General features: G+C 67.6%; 16 protein-coding genes and 1 CRISPR repeat array. Of the genes, 10 read left to right on the forward strand and 6 right to left on the reverse strand.

The features are described 5' to 3' along the window. The first annotated feature begins 430 nt into the window (after nt 1–430). Nucleotides 431–886: direct repeats of the CRISPR family, unit length 29 nt; unit sequence CCGATCCCCACGCCCGTGGGGGTGACCCG. Between the two features lie 130 nt (nt 887–1,016). The 3 genes from ACWEJ6_RS51415 (at nt 1,017) to ACWEJ6_RS51425 (ending at nt 2,384) form a co-directional block, all read left to right on the forward strand. Then, on the forward strand, nt 1,017–1,460 hold the full coding sequence (locus ACWEJ6_RS51415; RefSeq protein WP_452432902.1) for a hypothetical protein: 444 nt from the start codon (nt 1,017–1,019) through the stop codon (nt 1,458–1,460). Further along, on the forward strand, nt 1,461–1,748 hold the full coding sequence (locus ACWEJ6_RS51420; protein ID WP_452432903.1) for a transposase: 288 nt from the start codon (nt 1,461–1,463) through the stop codon (nt 1,746–1,748). It abuts the gene before it with no gap. A gap of 147 nt (nt 1,749–1,895) precedes the next feature. Further along, nucleotides 1,896–2,384: a transposase gene (locus tag ACWEJ6_RS51425; protein WP_452432905.1), complete on the forward strand. Its 489-nt coding sequence runs from the start codon at nt 1,896–1,898 to the stop codon at nt 2,382–2,384. Nucleotides 2,385–2,908: 524 nt separating this feature from the next. On the opposite strand, the gene ACWEJ6_RS51430 is transcribed toward ACWEJ6_RS51425, so the two are convergent. Further along, nucleotides 2,909–3,796, reverse strand: coding sequence for an SAM-dependent methyltransferase (locus tag ACWEJ6_RS51430; protein ID WP_452432907.1), 888 nt, complete (start codon nt 3,794–3,796; stop codon nt 2,909–2,911). Between the two features lie 2,061 nt (nt 3,797–5,857). Here ACWEJ6_RS51430 and ACWEJ6_RS51435 point away from each other — a divergent pair. Next, complete coding sequence (locus ACWEJ6_RS51435) at nt 5,858–6,817, forward strand: terpene synthase family protein (protein WP_452432909.1); 960 nt, start codon at nt 5,858–5,860, stop codon at nt 6,815–6,817. 701 nt (nt 6,818–7,518) lie between these two features. Here ACWEJ6_RS51435 and ACWEJ6_RS51440 read toward each other — a convergent pair. Both ACWEJ6_RS51440 and ACWEJ6_RS51445 read right to left on the reverse strand, forming a co-directional pair. Beyond that, nucleotides 7,519–7,908, reverse strand: coding sequence for a hypothetical protein (locus ACWEJ6_RS51440; RefSeq protein WP_452432910.1), 390 nt, complete (start codon nt 7,906–7,908; stop codon nt 7,519–7,521). Beyond that, nucleotides 7,896–8,426: a hypothetical protein gene (locus tag ACWEJ6_RS51445; RefSeq protein ID WP_452432912.1), complete on the reverse strand. Its 531-nt coding sequence runs from the start codon at nt 8,424–8,426 to the stop codon at nt 7,896–7,898. The genes ACWEJ6_RS51440 and ACWEJ6_RS51445 overlap by 13 nt, the downstream gene beginning before the upstream one ends. Nucleotides 8,427–8,505: 79 nt before the next feature. Here ACWEJ6_RS51445 and ACWEJ6_RS51450 point away from each other — a divergent pair, with 79 nt between their 5' ends. After that, complete coding sequence (locus ACWEJ6_RS51450; RefSeq protein ID WP_452432914.1) at nt 8,506–8,949, forward strand: hypothetical protein; 444 nt, start codon at nt 8,506–8,508, stop codon at nt 8,947–8,949. Between the two features lie 830 nt (nt 8,950–9,779). Here the strand turns inward: ACWEJ6_RS51450 and ACWEJ6_RS51455 are convergent. Further along, complete coding sequence (locus tag ACWEJ6_RS51455) at nt 9,780–10,190, reverse strand: hypothetical protein (RefSeq protein ID WP_452432916.1); 411 nt, start codon at nt 10,188–10,190, stop codon at nt 9,780–9,782. A 1,380-nt stretch (nt 10,191–11,570) separates the two neighbouring features. Here ACWEJ6_RS51455 and ACWEJ6_RS51460 point away from each other — a divergent pair. From ACWEJ6_RS51460 to ACWEJ6_RS51470, 3 genes are all read left to right on the forward strand, one after another. After that, nucleotides 11,571–12,041, forward strand: a complete 471-nt coding sequence (locus ACWEJ6_RS51460; protein WP_452432918.1) for a hypothetical protein — start codon at nt 11,571–11,573, stop codon at nt 12,039–12,041. Between the two features lie 90 nt (nt 12,042–12,131). Then, nucleotides 12,132–12,362, forward strand: a complete 231-nt coding sequence (locus ACWEJ6_RS51465) for a hypothetical protein (protein ID WP_452432919.1) — start codon at nt 12,132–12,134, stop codon at nt 12,360–12,362. Continuing rightward, a complete protein-coding gene (locus ACWEJ6_RS51470) occupies nt 12,359–12,670 on the forward strand; it encodes a type II toxin-antitoxin system PemK/MazF family toxin (RefSeq protein ID WP_452432920.1) in 312 nt (103 codons plus the stop codon). Before ACWEJ6_RS51465 ends, ACWEJ6_RS51470 begins: the two co-directional genes overlap by 4 nt. Nucleotides 12,671–13,819: 1,149 nt before the next feature. On the opposite strand, the gene ACWEJ6_RS51475 is transcribed toward ACWEJ6_RS51470, so the two are convergent. Both ACWEJ6_RS51475 and ACWEJ6_RS51480 read right to left on the reverse strand, forming a co-directional pair. Next, nucleotides 13,820–14,728 carry a hypothetical protein gene (locus ACWEJ6_RS51475; RefSeq protein ID WP_452432921.1) on the reverse strand — a complete coding sequence of 303 codons (909 nt, stop codon included), beginning with the start codon at nt 14,726–14,728 and terminating at the stop codon, nt 13,820–13,822. A 53-nt stretch (nt 14,729–14,781) separates the two neighbouring features. After that, entirely contained in the window at nt 14,782–15,342 is a 561-nt protein-coding gene (locus tag ACWEJ6_RS51480; RefSeq protein ID WP_452432923.1) for a hypothetical protein, read from the reverse strand. A gap of 45 nt (nt 15,343–15,387) precedes the next feature. On the opposite strand from ACWEJ6_RS51480, the gene ACWEJ6_RS51485 reads away from it, so the two are divergent. Together ACWEJ6_RS51485 and ACWEJ6_RS51490 are read left to right on the forward strand one after the other, a co-directional pair. After that, nucleotides 15,388–15,525, forward strand: a complete 138-nt coding sequence (locus tag ACWEJ6_RS51485; protein WP_452432925.1) for a hypothetical protein — start codon at nt 15,388–15,390, stop codon at nt 15,523–15,525. A gap of 170 nt (nt 15,526–15,695) precedes the next feature. Next, a complete protein-coding gene (locus ACWEJ6_RS51490) occupies nt 15,696–17,030 on the forward strand; it encodes an MFS transporter (protein WP_452432927.1) in 1,335 nt (444 codons plus the stop codon). The last annotated feature ends 231 nt before the right edge of the window (nt 17,031–17,261 follow it).

The following is a 17,261-nucleotide window of genomic DNA, read 5'->3' on the forward strand; positions in this document are numbered from 1 at the left end:
GGGTTGGAAGACACGGGATCAAGGTAGCGCCACCACCGGCCAGCCACATGAAACCGCAGCTCAACTAGATGATCCAAATAAGCTCAGTGGCATTGCCTCCTGGGACGACATGGCAGAAGACAAAACTCCGACAATGACCGACACTTGCATCGCCGCAGGTCGCCGCTATTCTCGCTGCTCAGGGAGTCCGATCCCCACGCCCGTGGGGGTGACCCGCTCTTCAGCACCGAGGAGGTGAAGCCGCCCACCCGATCCCCACGCCCGTGGGGGTGACCCGTGGATGGCCCGGGTGTCCGCTGAGCAGACCCGCCGATCCCCACGCCCGTGGGGGTGACCCGCTGGGCGACCAGTCCCGGCAGCTTGCCGAGGCCCGATCCCCACGCCCGTGGGGTGACCCGAGGCTGGTCACTCTCCGGGACGACGGCACGATCCGATCCCCACGCCCGTGGGGGTGACCCGGACGGGCTCAGCATCTCTCCCGAGCAGGCGGCCCGATCCCCACGCCCGTGGGGGTGACCCGTCTCCGCTGTAGGCGCTCATCAGCGCATCGACCTGATCCCCACGCCCGTGGGGGTGACCCGCCCAGGCCAAGGGCTCCAGCGTCCTGGTACGTCCGATCCCCACGCCCGTGGGGGTGACCCGTCGTCACAGCGCACCGCTGACGGGCAGCCCGTCCGATCCCCACGCCCGTGGGGGTGACCCGTAATGGGGGTTGCCGAACTGCACCGTCCAGCGCCGATCCCCACGCCCGTGGGGGTGACCCGGACGGCGAGCAGATCGCGGGTGCGTTCGCCCGCGGATTCCCACGCCCGTGGGGGTGACCCGCGCACGGCGATGTTCGGAGTCGCAGCGTTGGCCCGATCCCCACGCCCGTGGGGGTGATCCGGTGTCACGGTCAGCCTCGGCTGTTCAGCCGGTATTTCGTTCTGAAGATCGATAACTAAAGAAGGTGCCTCCGAGCTGCGATGATCGGATTGCCTAGATCACGAAATCGCAGAGAACGGACGCACCTTCCGGTGAACGGTACGGCATGGGACCGCCGCTGGTCTGTCCGCGGGGACGGCAAGGGGCTCGTCGGCCACGCGGGAGCCGTGCTCCTGCGCAAATGCGCTGATCAGAGCGGGTTAACCGGAGCGCTGGGTGCGGTGTTCGCCCGGCTGGGCGGATCTCCGGTGTGGGACCGGGGCGTGGTGCTCGTCCAACTCGCGGTGGCGATCGCGCTCGGAGCCACCAGCATGCGGCGGATCGTCCTGCTCACCCACCAGGAGCAGCTCTTCGGAAAGCCGCCCTCGGACTCCACCGTGCGGCGAGCGCTGGAGCCCGTCGGGACGTCGGACCAGCCGCAGTCCTGGATCGCCCGAGCTCGGGCGCGGGTGCGGCAGCACGTGTGGCGGTTGATCGCCGGAACCGAGACGGGATTCCCCTGGCTGCAGGTGGCGGGCAAGGTCCTGACCGGCTAGGTGGTCATCGACCTGGACCCCACGCTGATCAGCGCACACTCCGACAAACAGGGCGCCTCGGCAACGTTCAAGAAGGGCTGGGGCTTTCACCCGCTGGCCGCCTGGTGCGCCAACACGCACGAATCGCTCGCGATGTTGCCGCGCACCGGATCGGCCGGCTCCAACACCGTGGTCGACCACGTACTGGTTCTCACCGAAGCCCTCAGGCGGATCCCCGACAGCTTCCGGCCAAGATCTGGATCAGGATCGACGGCGCGGGCGCCACCCACGACCTGGTCGAGCACATGAAGGGCCTGAACACCACCCGGCGCACGGTCCGTTTCACCGTCGGATGGAAGATCACCCGAGACGGACGAGACCGCGATCGCCAAACTGCCCGAGACGGCCTGGCGGGCAGCCATCCGCCAGGACGGCGAGGTCCACGAGCACGCGCGGGTGGCCGAGCTCACCGGCCTGGACGAACGCGCAACGCTGTGGGGCGTGCGGCTGCTGGTCCACCGCGTACGGCCCTCAGCCCGCGACGCGGGGCAGCTCACCGACCTGGAACACAAGACCGGCTGGAAGTACGCCATCATCGCGACCAACCTCGGGCCACGCGGCCTGCGCGGCATCCCCGGCAGCCATCAACTCGCCTTCATCGACGCCGTCCACCGCGACCACGCCGAAGTCGAGGACCGAGTGCGCACCAACAACGCGATGGGGTTGCGCAACCTGCCGTCCAAGACATGGAACGTCAACCTCGGCTGGGTGCTGACCGCCAACCTCGCCGCCGACCTCGACGCCTGGACCCGCCTGCTCGGCCCGCACGACGACCCGGAGCTGGCCCGCGCCGAACCCCCAGCCCTCCGCCACCGCCTGTGGCACCTGCCCGCTCGGCTGGCCCGTCACGCCCGCCGGCACATCTTGAGCATCAGCGCCACCTGACCGTGGAAGAAGGCGTTCCTGATCTGCTGGCAGCGCCTGTGCGCTCTGCCAGCCCCCACCTGACCAGCTCGAATGTGTCCCACTGAGAAAAGGAAGGAGTGACCAACAGCCGCGCGGGCCCGTGGAAACCGCCGCCCACCGAGCGCCTCGGGCGGCCACCCACACCCCGGAGCACAAAGGAAACAGACGATCAGGTGGAAACCTCCGCCTGCCCGCACAGCTCAGCCGGGACGACCGTCCCTTGAGTCATCGAGGCCGACCTGCCATCAACGACTACAACCGCTACACCGCAACCGTCACCGGCAGACCTAACAAAGTACTACTAGGCCGGCCCGGCCACCCACTGCGATGTGATCACGGTCGCTGGGAGTACAGAAACCTGTGAACTCCTCAGCCTTCGCTCCTGGTCCACCCGCACCGCCCGCACAGCGGCCTGGGCTACCGTAGCCGTGCCGACGACGAAGCCCGCCGCACCGGCCTGACCAGCACAACGATGGTGTCCGTCAAAGCGGAGCTAGCTCAACTCACGCTGCGGTCTCGCCCGGCTCGTGGCGCACGGCCACACCACCGATGAATACGTCCACCGCTTCCTCAAGCAGCGCGTCGGAGTGAGGCCTCCACATCTGAACGGGCACCAAGCCGTCGCTGACAAGGCGGGGCTGGTCGGGGCGTTCGTCGTCGGCGAGTTTCGATGACGGGTCCAACCACATCCAACTTCCGCCGAACAGCTGGATGATTTCCTGTTTGGAGCGAGCGTAGAGGGGCGCGTTCGACTGCTGATACAGCTCCGTCATCAAGGCGACGTCGGCTGACGAGACTCCGTCTGTGCACGCATGCGTGAAGATGATCGCGCTGCCTGGGGGGAGCATCGACCAGAGGGTGTCGATGATCGCCGCTGGATTGTGTTCGCTGGCGACGAAGTGCAGCACCGCGGCCATGACGATGACGATCGGCTTGTCCCAGCTGATCAGCTCGCGCACCTCTTGCTCCCGCAGGAGCGTCGAGATCCGGTGCAGGTCTCCGCGAACGAAGATGGTGGCGTTATCGGTCGCCAGCAAGGCTCGTGCATGGCAGGCCACAACTACATCGTTATCCACGTAGGCCACGCGAGCCGTTGGACTGACGCGCTGAGCGATTTCATGTACGTTTTCTTGTGTGGGGAAGCCGGCGCCGATGTCGATGAGTTGGTTGAGGGTGAGCTCGCGTATCACTTGCGCTACCGCACGGCCGAGGAACTCACGGTTGTGCCAGGCCGCCAGCCGCGCCCCTTTTGGCAGTTGATCTACGAGGGCTCTGTCGGCTCCCAAGTTGTTCTTGCCGTACAGCATGTAGTCGTACATGCGAGCGACGTTGGGGATGTGCGGGTTCAACCCCAGTTCCACGACGCCGGATCCAGGCTGTGGCGCGCTCATCGGTCCTCCTTAGAAGGCTTGATTTTCGTGAAGGGATGGGCGAGCGGAGGGCCCGCGGCTACTTGGGTCATCGTGAGTCGGGCCTCGTTCCGGTTCAGGCTCGTGGCGCTGGCAAGTCGCCGCGTGCGGCGAACCGTATTTCTGCCTCGTGTCTTTCATTTCGTGCGTCGTGTCTGGTGGCGAAGGGGTTGGTCCGCCGAGTCTCTGGGGCAGAGTGCCCGAATTTATGTTTATTCTCGCGTGACAGTCCCGCGCGAACGCGGTGCCCCATGAGGGAGGCAAGCAATTTTGTTTTGGGGCCCGCCGAGAATTTCCGAGTTCAGATCGCCGATGTAGAGGCGTGGCTCGCGTGACGGTTCGGCGAGTCCTGGAAATCCGGGTAAGGAGTGCCTGATCAGGTGAGAGCACCGTCATCGCGTACGCCGGGGACCCGGACTGACTCGGGCGCTCATCCTTCTCGCGATGTGTCTGGCTCAAGGACTTTCGGTGCCGTATCGCGGCAGCCGCAGCGCGCCTAGGAGAAGAATCGTTAGGCGGAGGGGGTAGGCCAGCGCGATCTGAGTCGCATGGGCTGTCGCGCGTGTCCGATGCACGATAGTGCTCGGCCAGCGACCAGGGTTGGGCCAGTGCGGAAACTCGCCTGTTTCTCCGGGCGGCGCGAAAGCTGAGGCTCGTTCCGGTGCGGGGGCGAAGCCACCGTAACCGGGTTCGGCCATCCGCGGCGTCATGGCTGCCGGAACCACGCGCTTCGTTTCGAAGACGATCATGTCGGCGCTGGGATCGTATGAGAACAGGAGTTCCGGAGGCGTCGGGCCGTCGGTGCGAGTGGTATCTCCGCCTGTGGTGGCGGCCGCGCGACGGTTCGATTCGAGGGTTGACTGATGCTGTTGGCGGCGACGCCGCATCATTTGGGAGACGCCGCACCTAGGGAGTGTCATGATGCCTGCTTCCGATCACGCGGTCAGATGGGTTGACTTCGCTATCTGGCGAATTGGTCGGGCGTCCTAGGACGCCGGGTCTGTGACCTTCATGCGATGACACTCTCGACACGAGCAGCCAGCGGATGTCGGAGGGCCGAGGATGACCGATGCTCGCGCCTGAACGAATGGCTGGTGCGATAGGCGGGCGCGGTGCGCCGCTCGGCCGATGCCAGCAGCTGAGGGCCTTTGTCGGCTGGAGCCCCAGGACGGGATGGCGCCACCCGCAATGCCGAAAACAGCGAGGTCGTAGTGGGCTCGCCCCGCGGTCCCAACAGCGTCGATTCACTCTCTGCCCCTCGCGTAGCAGCCCTCGACACCGCGCCTATGGGACATCTGGCCCAACGTTCCGTGGACGGGTCCGGCCAATTTGTCGTACGCGTCAGAGTTCGGCGTTTCGGTCTGGGCGCGATTACAAACGAAGCACGACATCGCCGGAGGCATCGACAATTCATGCCAGCGATCGGCGCGCCCGTTGCTTACGATGGCGGCGTCAGCAACGACAGCAACGTCGGGCACGAGAGTCGTATCGGAGAATTGTTTATGCCGCTCAGGTTCTCGGCACGCGTCGGGTCGAGCCGGCTGTGGTAGGTATTCAGCCCCATGTGGAGTCAGACGACCGCCGCCAACAACATCGCGCCGGAATCCTGGCCGCCTATGAGCCAATTTCAGCGCCATGGCTATCCCCTTGAAAACGACCATCAGACTGACTCATTAACAATCCTGCAGAGTGACCTTGCGATGGCACACAGAGCTCCTGCCGTGTCGTGACTGCACCTCCCCTGCGATCGCGCTAGCGTTAGTGAAAACTGCGGCTTCCCGGCTACGCATACTGAGGAAATGCTCGACCGGCGGCGAGCATCCATGCTCGGTACGCGATGCCAAGAACGTCCGAACGCTCACATCCAGGCGGGCTGTCGCAAGATTCGACGCATGCGAGAAATTGCCCTCCTAGGGTCGCCGCAAATCGATCTACTGTCAAGCGTTTGACACGAGATTGCTCGCGCTCTTGAATCAGGACAAGGAGCACACCGCTCCCCCGGCCTGCCAGGCAGCGGGCCACTCGGTGTTCAAAGGAGGCCCTGTGACGGTCCAGCACGAGGTCGAGACGTTCAGCCCCGATACGTTAACGTGCCCATTCCCCGTCGCGATCCACCCTCATCGAGTTGAGGTACAGGCCAGCAGCTTGCGCTGGATCGAGCAATTCGACGTGCTTACTCAGCCACAGCTACTCCAGTTCGCCCGGGCATCCTATGGTGAGCTCGCGGCGCGGGTCTATCCTTACGCTCGGCCGCCTCTCCTGCAGCTGGCGTCCGACTGGATCGCCTGGCTATTCGCGATTGATGACGTCATCTGCGAACATAACGCCCAGGCAACGGTGCAGATCATTCCAGAACTACGCGCGATCCTCATGGGGGACGCGCGGAGCAGGTCGGGCTTCGGCCGCGCCTTGGCTGACATCTACTCCCGCGTCGCCGCCGTCTCCAACACCGAACAACTCCATCGCTGGAGCGCGGCCACCAACGAGTACCTCCTGGCACAACTGTGGGAGCTGGCCAACCGCAGCCATCACCAGGTGCCGACGGTTGAGGCGTATGTCATCATGCGACGGCTCACCGGCGCCATGCACACGGTCATCGCGCTCATCGACATCGCCGCTGAGCGTCCCCTGTCCGCGTCCTTATGGGCGGATCCGCAGGTGCGGGCCATCCACTCGCATACTGTCGATGCGGTCAATTTGGAGAATGACTTGATCAGCTGGCGCAAGGAGCGGCTGACGGCCAACGCCGTGAACAATCTCGTGTCCGTGCTTACCACTCATGCCGGACTGTCAATCCCCGAGGCCTTCGAGCGGATCGTGGGCATGCGTGAGGAAGCCCTCACTCGCGTCGTAGACTTGAGTCAGCAGCTTCTCATCCGCCAGGACGAGCCCCTGACCGCCTTCATACATGGGCTCCACGCTTGGATCAGTGGCGCGTTGGCCTACTCGGTGAACAGCCCGCGATATCTGACTGAGAGTATGAGCGGCGTCGATCAGCGATGAGGTGCGGGATATCCACCGACAGCCCGATGTCGGCCTAAGCCGCCCGGGTCGGCGAGCCCTGTCGTAGGGGTCGGGGCAAGGTGACCGTCCAGTACCACACAGCTCATCCCGCGTTCGCGAAGGCGTTCAACGTCCGTGCCCGGAGCCTCCGCGCGCCGGGCACGGGCTGAATCGAGCCGCTCCGCCCGGTGGCGGCTAACGCCGCATCGGCCGCGCACGCGCGGGTCGGCTACGCCCGCGCCTCCATCGTCCGTTAGTCTCTGGAGACCCAACTCGACGCGCTCAAGGCCGCCGGCCTCACTAGCGTCTTCGCCGAGAAGATCTCTGGCCCGCGCCGCCATTGGCACCGAGCTCGACAAGCAGTCGCCCTGGCCCGTGAACCGCGCGAGGTGGGGGTGGTGATCACGCTCGTCGAGCGCCACAAGCGTCTCGGCCCCGGCCTCGATCTGGCGGCCGTGGCCGAGCCGTTGCGCGCCGCCGGCATGGACGGTTACAACGGCACCTTCTCTTCTATGAAGCGGATGCGCGCCAGGTTGGCCACTGCGCAGCAGCTCGACCGCCCGGCCCCGCTCGTCCGCGACGACCTGGCCGGCGGTCAGCGTCCACGCCGCAGTCGACAGCGTGAGCGGCTTTGCCTCGCCGCCGGTCGCGAGACGCGCCCCCACGGTGCGCCGGGCGACGGCCGCGGGGGCCGGCCTAGATCAGCGTGGCGTAGATGCCGCCAGGCACCTCCGTTCCTTCACGGTCGGCGTGCCCTTGACCAGCTGATGCGGGTATATCGCCTCCTCCAGTCGGACCGGGACGTCGCGGGCTAGGGCGGCCGGGGCCCGGCTCACGGTCGCGGTGCTGGTAGCGATGCCGAGCCGGGAGGACACCTTCTGGCTGGCGTGGCCGGAGGTGACGGAGAGGGTCACCATGCGGCCGTCGAGGCCGTCCGCGACGCAGTGGGAACCGCGCGAACCGAAGGGCTTGGCTGCGGCGGCGTCGATCACCTCCCAGATGTTCACGCCGAGGAGAGCCGCCGGAGTCGCCACTTCGTTGACCAGGGAGACGTTGACGAACCGGAAGAGGTTCTCGATCAGTTTGGCCATCTCGGCGACCCTCGTCCCGGACGCGGCAACCGTGGTCTGAAAGATGCCGTCCGAGAAACCAAACCCCCGATCTCGTGGAGTGATTCGGGGTCGATTCCGGAGACCATTTGGGGCAGTCCCTCGAACGACCACCTCGTGTTCCCCAGAGCGATGCGTTCGGGACTAAATCCAGCCAGGAAGTCCACCCCGTCTCTGAGTCCCGAACTCTCCTCCAGGATCGGCGGCAGCAGCTCCTGGGTGATCCCCGGATAGGCCGTGGACTCCAGGGCCACCGTCGCGCCGGGGCGAAGCTGCTCGCCCAGCGTCCGAGCGCGGGACTCGATGTAGGTCATGTGGGGCGCGCCGCCCCGCGGCGGGGCCGGCACGGTGGTCACCGAGATATCGAAGCCGGCCAGCGGGGCAACGTCGGACGATCCAGCCACCGCAACCACGGCGATCGCCTTCCTCTCGGTCGCGTTCAGTGTCTGAACCCCGCGTCTACCTGGTGGGGCCCGCACGATGGATCCCGGTGATCGCACCTCAGGCTGGCGTGATCACCTGCAAGGCGGTAGATTGAAGATCAGGGGTCCCACATCCTGACGCAGGAGGAGCCGTCCGATGGCCGTAACGGTGTCGCCTGCCCACGTGGCAGCGTGGCTGGACGGTCTCATGGGCAACAACTGGGGCAGCGTCCGTGAACTCTCGGCAGCGATCAGAGACGGCAACGGCGGTCAGGGACCGAGCCATCAAACCCTCATGAACCTGCTGGACTCCACTCGAACGACCAAGGTGGACGAGCACACCCTTACGGCGATCGCGGCCTTCTTTCGCCTAGACCCCGATGCCGTTGAGCAGGATCTCGGCATCGAGTTGAGCCCCAGTAGCAAGGTGGTACTGCACGTCAATCGCATCGAAGGTCTGCGGGATCTGGCGATTCTCGCCGCCCAGCTGCCCTCCTGCCGACTGCAGGAAATTCACGAGATGGTTCGTCAAGCGGTCGCCAATGGACTACCTCCGGAGCCGGCTGTAACCCGCCACGGCTCCAACAGTGGGCTTGCCTGACCTGCGTGAGGGTGGGCAGCGGACGCGATGACAGCTAGCCAGGGGCTGACAATGGTGCGAAGTCAGCCATAAGGCGACTTCCGGTGCCGCCTTCGTCCAGGAAGCATTCAGCGAAGGCTCGAGACGCACCGGGCCTTCCCCACGAATGTGGCTGCCTTGAAGACTGGATCTTGAGGTCCAGAGGAAGAGATATCGCTGATGGTGCTGGAGAAGCACCCGCCCGAGTTCAAGGCCAACGCGTTGGCACCGGTGTTGTCGAGGCCGGGCCGGACTCTCACATCGATCGCCAGGGATCTGGGTCACCTCTACGGACATGGTGCATGAGTTGATCTTCGCGTGATCCTGTTTCCGCAGGGTGAAGCGGTAAGTATCTGTGGGGCGGCGAGTCAGAGGCCCGGCGGAACGATGGCGGGGTGCCTGATGGCCTGCGTGAGATGGCGTACCTCGATCACTGGAGGGTGACGGTCGGTGAGGGTGGCGGCGATATTGCGGATAGATGGCCGCCCGGTCACCTCGGCGGGGGCGTGCTGGTGGGCTGCGAGCAGTTCGGCGGCGGCGCGAGCGTCCTGCTGCCCAGGCGGCGCAGCCAGGTCAGTATGGAAGCGTCCGCGCCGCTCAGGTGTAGGGAACATGTGGGTGCGCAGGTGGCGGGCGGCATGGAGGGGGCACTGGGGTCGCCGAGCGCATAGAGGACGTCGTCCCAATGGAGGGTGGCGAAGCCGACTGCGGCTGGTCGGGTCATGGCAAGCCGCGCCGCGGTGCTCGGCGTCTGCCATCCCTTCGAGGGCGCGTGCCTTGTCTCCAGACCAGGCGTGAGTGTAGGCCAGGGCTCACAACAGGCGCAGGCGCAGGGACGCTTGGCCGGTGGTGTGGGTGGCGGGCGTGGTGGCATGGTTGAGGCCTTGGGTCATCACCTGAGCGGCGAGATCGTGCCGGTTCTGGCCGCGGAGCATCATGCCGAGGGCCCGGGCGGAGGCGGCCCGGGCGGTGCCGTCTTCGCTGCGGGCCGCGTAGATCATGGCGCGGTCGGCGGTGAGGCGTGCGGTGTCCTTACGCCCGATCTTGTTGAGGGTGTCGGTGGCCAGGTTGTAGAGAGCGGATGGCGGCGCCCATCCGGCCGGATCGTCGGTGTGTTCGGCCATGGTCTGGGCGGTTACGGCGAGGCTGGGCAGCGCGGCGATGAGCCCGGCCAGGTCGGCGGCGTCGAACTGGGCGCGGTCTGCCCGCAGGTCCCGGCGCACCTGTGCGACGTCGGCCTGGTCTGGCCGGTCTGGGGTGTGTGGCGGGTGGTGGAGAGCAAGGGCGTCGTCGAAACGCTGGAGCAGAATAGGCGGGACCGTGAGCCCGGCCGACTATCGGCACATGCTGGGCCGCCTGTACGCGATGCCGCTGGACTGGACGCGGCCGCGCGGTGATCGCCCGGCGGGTGCGCGCCGGAAGGAGCACCACGATCAGGCCATGCCCCACCGTAGCCCTGTCACGAACCGTGTTGACGTGATTACAGTACGAGAGAGAGTGTGCGGCGACGAGAAGGCCGACCCCATTGACGACGCACCATGCTGATAGCGGCCGGCAGGCCAACCGCGCCGTGCTCCCACCGGCACAACATGCCGGTGTTGACCGCCGGCGGCGAACGCAGGTCCGCCTCATACAGGGCTCGGAGCTCGCTCACTGCCTCGGACCTGGTCCAGCCGCGCGTCAAGCGGTACGCTTCCAGCGGCGACAACCCAGGCAGTCGCTCCAACAGCGTTTGCCCGATCTGCGAGAGGGTCATGCCCCGGAGCTGGCACTCCTGGCGGATGACGCGAGCACACGTGCACCACCGGGTCGTCGAGCGCTTTCCACCCCACGCCACCGCCGCTGAGCTCTTCGAGATCGCACGGCGGGTGGAGATCACCGTCGCTGCCGGCGCCTGATGATTCACGCCATGGTCTTCGCCTTCCCGATGATCCGCTGCTGGTTCCGCTTGTCGTGCCTGACGCGCGGGGATCTGTGGGCGGGGTCGTGGTCGGCCAGGGCTACCCCGGCCGGCTTGGATCGGCGGGTGCCGGTCGGGTACAAGGCGGCGAGCGGGGCCGTCGCGTAGCGGGGTACGGCGCGGCCGCTCGTGGTGGGCGTTGTCCTCGAGGTCGTCCGGGTTGGGATTGAGGTCGGTGTCGCGAGTGGCGGACCGCGCGCCGACACGCTCGTCGGCCAGGTAGCGGCCCAGGGGCGGGGGGACGTTGTGCTTGTTGTGGTACGCGGTCGGCCAGAGTTCTGGGGCGGTGTCTTCCCGCGGGCGGTGGCGGTGGCGATCCTGGAGCGGATGCGCTGGGTTCGCTCAGACCGTAGCGGACGCCAGTGGGACCGTCTCTCGGTGGTAGCCAGCGCGGCTGGGTCCGGTCCCGCCGGGTCGCGGCCAGACGGGCCTCGCCGGCTTGAGGTGGGCGATAAGGTCGAGGAGGCCCTTCACCGCGCGGCGGGATTCGGCGTCATCGAGGCTGGCCAGGTAGGCCCAGTAGGGGGTCGTGGCGCGGTCGGCCGAGGCCGCCACGGCGGGCGGTGCGCTCGCGGCCTTGCGGAGGTACTCGCTCATCGCGTCCTCAGCCTTACCGCCGCCGTCCGAGGCTCATGGTGAGCATGTGGGTTTGTCAGCGGGAATCGACATTCCCGCTGACAAAAGTCCCGCGACCGATCGAGCCGAGGGAAACGTCCACGCCCGCGTTGGCGAAGTCCTGGACATGGGAACCGAAGCGTTCTACGCAACCGCCGCGCAAGTGCTGCCCACACTCCTGATCGCTCTCGTCATCGAAGTAGGAATGATGTTGCAAAGTCGCATGCGCATCATCAGAGACCTCAAGGCTTCCGAAGGCGATACCGGACGGCTGTGGGATTGGCACTGGAACTCAGTCGATCGCTGGCTTTGGATGGGTATGGGCCTGGCCGCCACCTTCTTCATTGGCGAGGTCCTCGCACTCCTGGCGCTGGGCTTCCAGTGGTTCAGCCCATGGACCTTCTTCGGCATCGGAGGGTCGATGCTGGTCATGTGCTTGGCAGCCGTGGGAATCCCGATCTTTCGCATGCTCGAATCCTTCTCGCAGCATGCCGTCTGAAGCCGGAGCGTGGATGCCCTCATGTTCCTACCCCGAGTAATACCAACGGAGTACACTCCAGGTATGGCAATAGAGAAGACGTCAATCAGCATGGAATCGTGGATCTTGAACGCGGTCCGCAAGTACGCCGAGGAGAACGGGCTCAGCGTCTCGGCCGTCCTGGCGCGCGGCGCCCTCCGCGAGATCGCCGCCAGCCACACGCCGGCGGCCCGCGCCACGGTGTACGGCGCCGGCGCGGTCGCCTCCCAGGAGGTCGACGAGCGTGCTACCGCCGAGGACATCACCCGGGCGACTGACGAGCGCCGCGGCCAGGCTGCGTGAGCCACCGATTCGGCGAGCTATGGACCGTCCAGCTCGGCGACCGCAACGACGTCCGCCTGATCGTCTCCGGCGACTTCTACCACACGCTGTACGGCGACAACGTGCTCACCGCGCACGTCGAGGCCGCCGACATGGCGCACGCCCTGACCGCCTTCGTGGTCGACGTCGGCGAGGACCGCGCCGCTATGGTGGACCGCGTCAGCACCGTGGCGGCCGCCCGGCTCAAGTCCAAGGTGGGCGACCTGGCCGACGATCAGCTCGCCGCCGTACGCGGCATGATCGCGACCATCTTCGGCACCGCCGGCTGACCCGACAAAGGCCCAGATAGCACTCATGCGAAGCGGTGCAGGACGGCCGAGGCCACTGAGACGGCCCACGCGCCCTCAAATCCGCTCCCGAACCGGAGCCCTCCCGAGAGCCGCGTTCGCCCGGCAGCGTTCTCTACAGAGAGACCATGCAGCGAAGGTCGCGGGACGCGAACCGGACAGGCCATCGTCAACGCCGCGAACGTCGCGTGTCAGGCTCGAACAGATGGACGAGCCGCAGCCGCCGCGCGTACGCTCGCCCCCTGGAGCGACCCGCCGCCGAGGCCCCCGCGCGCTACCGTGCCGCCCATGGTGCCGCTCGCCAAGACCAGCATGGCGTTCATCCTCCCGCCCTGGTCATGGAGAACGACACACCGACATTGGGAGCGAAGGTCGCGCTCCCCCTTGGTCCCGACATGACCGGCGGCCAGCCGAGTATCGATCACCGGTGGGTGACCTACTCGAATGCGACGCGGCTCGACGGCGTCGACCACTCCGTAGTGCCGACCCTCCCAGGCCGCGATGGCCGATGGTGTCGGACGACACGGCATCTGACCGCGTCACACGCACTGTGACCATGCCGCCCCCGGTGAGCGCGGCCAAGCCGGGCAACGGGATGCCGTTCCTACTCCCCCTCAGCTCCTCGTGATGCCAAGGCCGCGGGGTAGGGTCGGAATCGATGGCGCGAACCGCGCCCCTCGGCGGGGAGGTCGCGCCGCCGAGCGTCCATGAGATGGAACTCGAACCGGCCTCGCGCGAGTGCGATAGCGAAGTCCAAGATGGCGAGCTCGGCGACGGAGACCGGATCGAACGCGCCCTTGTCGAACGCGGCACGGGCGAAGCCGAACCCCCGAAGATCGGGATGATCACGTCAAGACCAGCCCATGGCAGGTGGGTCAGGAGGCTTTCAGCGTCGGCGTGGACGAAGCGCGGGCCGGAAAGGTGGCCGTGCCCGGTGTGGGCCCGGGGGATCTGGGCCAGGTCCTGATCGACACCGATGCCGTCCGCGCCGTGGACGGCGACGAGGGCCGCCAGGTTGTGGGCCCGCGCCGCGGCCCAGCTCCACCACGCGCGCTCCAGTCTGCTCCCCCAGCACGCTCGTATTGGGGCCGATATCCATCTGCCGGGTCCACTCCGGGTGGAGCCGCGCGCTCAGCCAGCCAGCAGGTCGGCTGCGTCGTTCAGGTGCCGGGTGATCGCGTTGATCCATGCCTGGGGCTTTTCACGTGCCCAGCCGCGCTCGATCTGTTCGGCGAACCAGTCGGCCACCCAGACCCGATGCCAGCCCAAAGCCCACCGCTGGGCGGGTAGACCGCCACGGCGGGTCAGCGTGTGGGCGGGACCGCCGTAGGCGACGTAGTCCTCCAGCAGGGGGTACAGCCGGTCGGGGTCGGGAGCCCGCAGCGTGCCGTGCCAGGAAGCCATGTCCAGCAGGCCAGGGCCGACGAAAGCACGAGCGAAGTCCAGCAGATATCGCCCGCGCTGGCCGATGTGCACGGAGGTGAGGTGGTATTCCGAATGGCACAGCCCGAACGGGGCCATTGCCGCCCCGGCTGCCCGGGATGATGCGGCTGCCTCCAGGGCGTGGAGCTGATCGATGGCGATCGAGGCCAGGTCGAGCTTGGCCAATCTGGCGAGGATCCGCCCCGGCATGCTGGTCAGCTCCGCCTCTCCCAGCGCGGGCAGCCCCGATCGGTGCCCGCTGATCTGATGCAGGGCGACGGCCGCGGCGGCGCCGTCGGTGTCGGTCGCCTCCTGGATCGGGTCGCCGAGATCTTCCAGCAGCATGGTGAGCAGCCCAGCCCGCGAGTGGGCGGCGTGCACCCGTGGGACGGGCAGGCCGCCGCGGGCGGCATACCGCAGCGCGCGCTCTTCACGGTCAAAGGGATGCTCGGCGTACTTGAGCACCACGGACGCCCCCAGCGAGGATCCGGCGGCGAAGCGCAGCCGCTCGACACCGGAGCGGGCCCAGATCCGGATCACCTCACGGGCGGGATCGGGCGGCAGCCCCGCCTGGGTCAGCAGCTTCGGCAGTGCCCGAGTGACGTCCGTGGTGTCCATGGCCTCGTCTGTCTTCCCTGTCCCTAGTCCTGCTGGCTGGTGGTGCGGCAGGCTCAGGCCGCGCTCAGCCATTCCTGGCGGAAGGCCCGCAGGTCCTGGCCGAAGGCCTCCACCGACGCCCCGGACCGCGGAACCGCACCACCGGACTGGTCCGGTACGGACTGGCACCCGTGGGACCAGCCGGCCACCGAGCGCGGCGTGCGCCTTGACCGACTCCACCCGGCGCGACTCGTCGTGAGCAAGGTCGAGTCGCAGGCCTCATCCAGCATTCCACCCGTGGCCTCGTCCAGGTCGAATATGACCGAAGTGGCAGCGGGGAAGAGCCAGCAGGGGCCGACGTTGGCGATCGTGCCGGCGTCGGCGACCTTGTTCAGCGCCATCAGCGTGACCACCTCGCGCGGCATGCGCGGCTCGGCCGGGCTGATTCCCTTCAGCCCGGCGACGGGGAGCAGCTCAAGGCTGAACACGAACCCGTACACCTGCCAGGACTCGGCGGCGTCACTGTTGGTGCGGCCATGGGCGTGGATGAAGTCCAGGACGACCTGCTCCAGCGCCTGATCGTTCGATTCCCGCGCGGTCAGCGACTGGTCGCGAACCAGCGGCCAGTTGCACACCAGCCAGGACGTCGCATCGAACCGGAAGAAATCCCTGGCGGGTCGATGCTGATCGACCGGTCCGCCACGGTGATGCCGAGCGGCCGGGGACCGGCGCGGATCCAGTGGCTCGGGGAGTGGGCGGTGATGATGTGCGACGGCTGGGCGGTGGCGCTGGTCGTCATGTCCTCCTTTCCGCGATGAGCCCAGGCTCCGGGCCTCCCGCCGAGCGTGCGCTGCCTTGCCAGCCGGGCCGCGAGCCCATCGGCTGTAAACGCGGGCGGAAGGGGCGGACCAGCACGGTCCGTCCTTCTGAGGCCAAGTTTGCAAAATTGTATTTGCAAAATTGCCTTTGCGAATCTACGGTGAAGGACATGACAGCGGACTCAGCCACCACAGCGCCCCTGACCGCCCGCGCCGCCGCCGGCCGCTACGCTCTCATCAGCTTCCTCGCCTGGCTACCCGCCGGCCTGATGGGAGCGCCCATGGTCCTGCTGATGCTCCAGCGCGGCATGGACGTCGCCTCCGTCGGCCTCGTCATGGCGATCCATTCCATCGCGGTCGTCACCGTGGAGCTGCCGACCGGCGGGCTCGCCGACGTGATCGGCCGCCGCGGGACCATCGCGGCCTCCGCGCTCTTCGGCCTGGCCAGCCTGGTCCTGATGGGCCTGGCCGCCGGCTTCGCACTGTTCGCCGTCGCGTTCGTGCTCAAGGCGGTCTCCCGCGCCCTGGCCAGCGGCCCCGCCCAGTCGTGGTACGTCGATACCATGCACGCCATCGACGGCCCCGACGCCGACCTCAAGCCCGGCCTGGCCCGGGGCGCGTCGATGGGATCCATCGCGCTGTGCGGCGGCACGCTCGTTGGCGGCATCGTCCCGCTGGCGCTGTCCTCGTCCTGGTCGCTTGGGCCGCTCGTCCCGCTGTCGGTGCCCATGCTGCTGGCGGCCACGGCCGCCGCCGCGCAGTTCGTCGTCACCCTCGCGGCCATGCCGGAGCCGCCGCGCCGCCGCGCTTCGTTCGGGCAGGCGCTGCGAGGCGTGCCGGTCGCGATCACCGGCGGGCTGCGCAGCGGGCTGCGCGAACGGGCCATCAGCAGGCTGCTGCTCATCGCGGCCGGCGTGGGAGTCGTGCTCAACTCCGTCGAGATCTTCACCCCGGGCCGGCTGCGGGACCTCACCGGGCAGCCGGAGAGCGCGGGCATGATCTACGCCGTGGTCGGCGCCATCGGCTATGCCGGCAGCGCGCTCGGCAGCGCGCTCGCCCCGCTGGCCGCCCGGGTGGGGCGCGGCTCGCGCCGGGGAGCGATCACCGGTACCTGCGTCACCGTTCTGTCCCTGGCGATTCTCGCCGCCTCTACCTCGCTCGGCGGCACCCTGGCCATCGTGCTCGCCGGTCTCGGCTACGTCAGCCTGTACGTCGGCTGCGGGATCAGCGAACCGCTCCGCGGCGAGATGCTGCACCAGCGGGCGACCTCGGCCGAGCGCACCACGCTCCTGTCGGTCGACTCGCTGTTCCTGCAGGCCGGCGGCGCGGTGGCGGCGGCGGGCCTGAGCTGGGTCGCGATGCACGTGGGCCTGGCCACCGCCTGGTGGATCATCGCCGGCACCATCCTGGCCACGGTCGTGCTGTTCCCCCGCACGGCGCGCTCCCGTACCGGCCCCGTCGCGGCGCCGCAGGCCGCACCCGAGCCGATCGGCGCCGGGGTGTAGGCCCCGAGCGTGGGCACAGCGGACGCATCGAAGGCGGTGGCGCGGGCCACCGCCTTCGGCGCGCTCGGGAGGGCCACCCCAGATCCAGGCCGGCAGGCGGTGTAGTCGCGGGCGGCCGGGACGAACTTCCGGCAGCTTGTCAGCTCCTGCCGCCCTCCAGCGAACAACCGAGTCACCTGCTCGAGATAGGGGGTGCGCAGCTTTCCCTGCGGCCCGCTGGTTCACCTCGTC

It is taken from the genome of Nonomuraea sp. NPDC004702 (assembly GCF_053601695.1).

What these genes read in the sequence shown, in the direction of transcription:
- ACWEJ6_RS51440 (WP_452432910.1), bottom strand. Translation starts at nt 7,908, where the DNA reads ATGGCCAAACTGATCGAGAACCTCTTCCGGTTCGTCAACGTCTCCCTG.
- ACWEJ6_RS51490 (WP_452432927.1), top strand. Translation starts at nt 15,696, where the DNA reads ATGACAGCGGACTCAGCCACCACAGCGCCCCTGACCGCCCGCGCCGCC.
- ACWEJ6_RS51465 (WP_452432919.1), top strand. Translation starts at nt 12,132, where the DNA reads ATGGAATCGTGGATCTTGAACGCGGTCCGCAAGTACGCCGAGGAGAAC.
- ACWEJ6_RS51450 (WP_452432914.1), top strand. Translation starts at nt 8,506, where the DNA reads ATGGCCGTAACGGTGTCGCCTGCCCACGTGGCAGCGTGGCTGGACGGT.
- ACWEJ6_RS51485 (WP_452432925.1), top strand. Translation starts at nt 15,388, where the DNA reads ATGCTGATCGACCGGTCCGCCACGGTGATGCCGAGCGGCCGGGGACCG.
- ACWEJ6_RS51430 (WP_452432907.1), bottom strand. Translation starts at nt 3,796, where the DNA reads ATGAGCGCGCCACAGCCTGGATCCGGCGTCGTGGAACTGGGGTTGAAC.
- ACWEJ6_RS51475 (WP_452432921.1), bottom strand. Translation starts at nt 14,728, where the DNA reads ATGGACACCACGGACGTCACTCGGGCACTGCCGAAGCTGCTGACCCAG.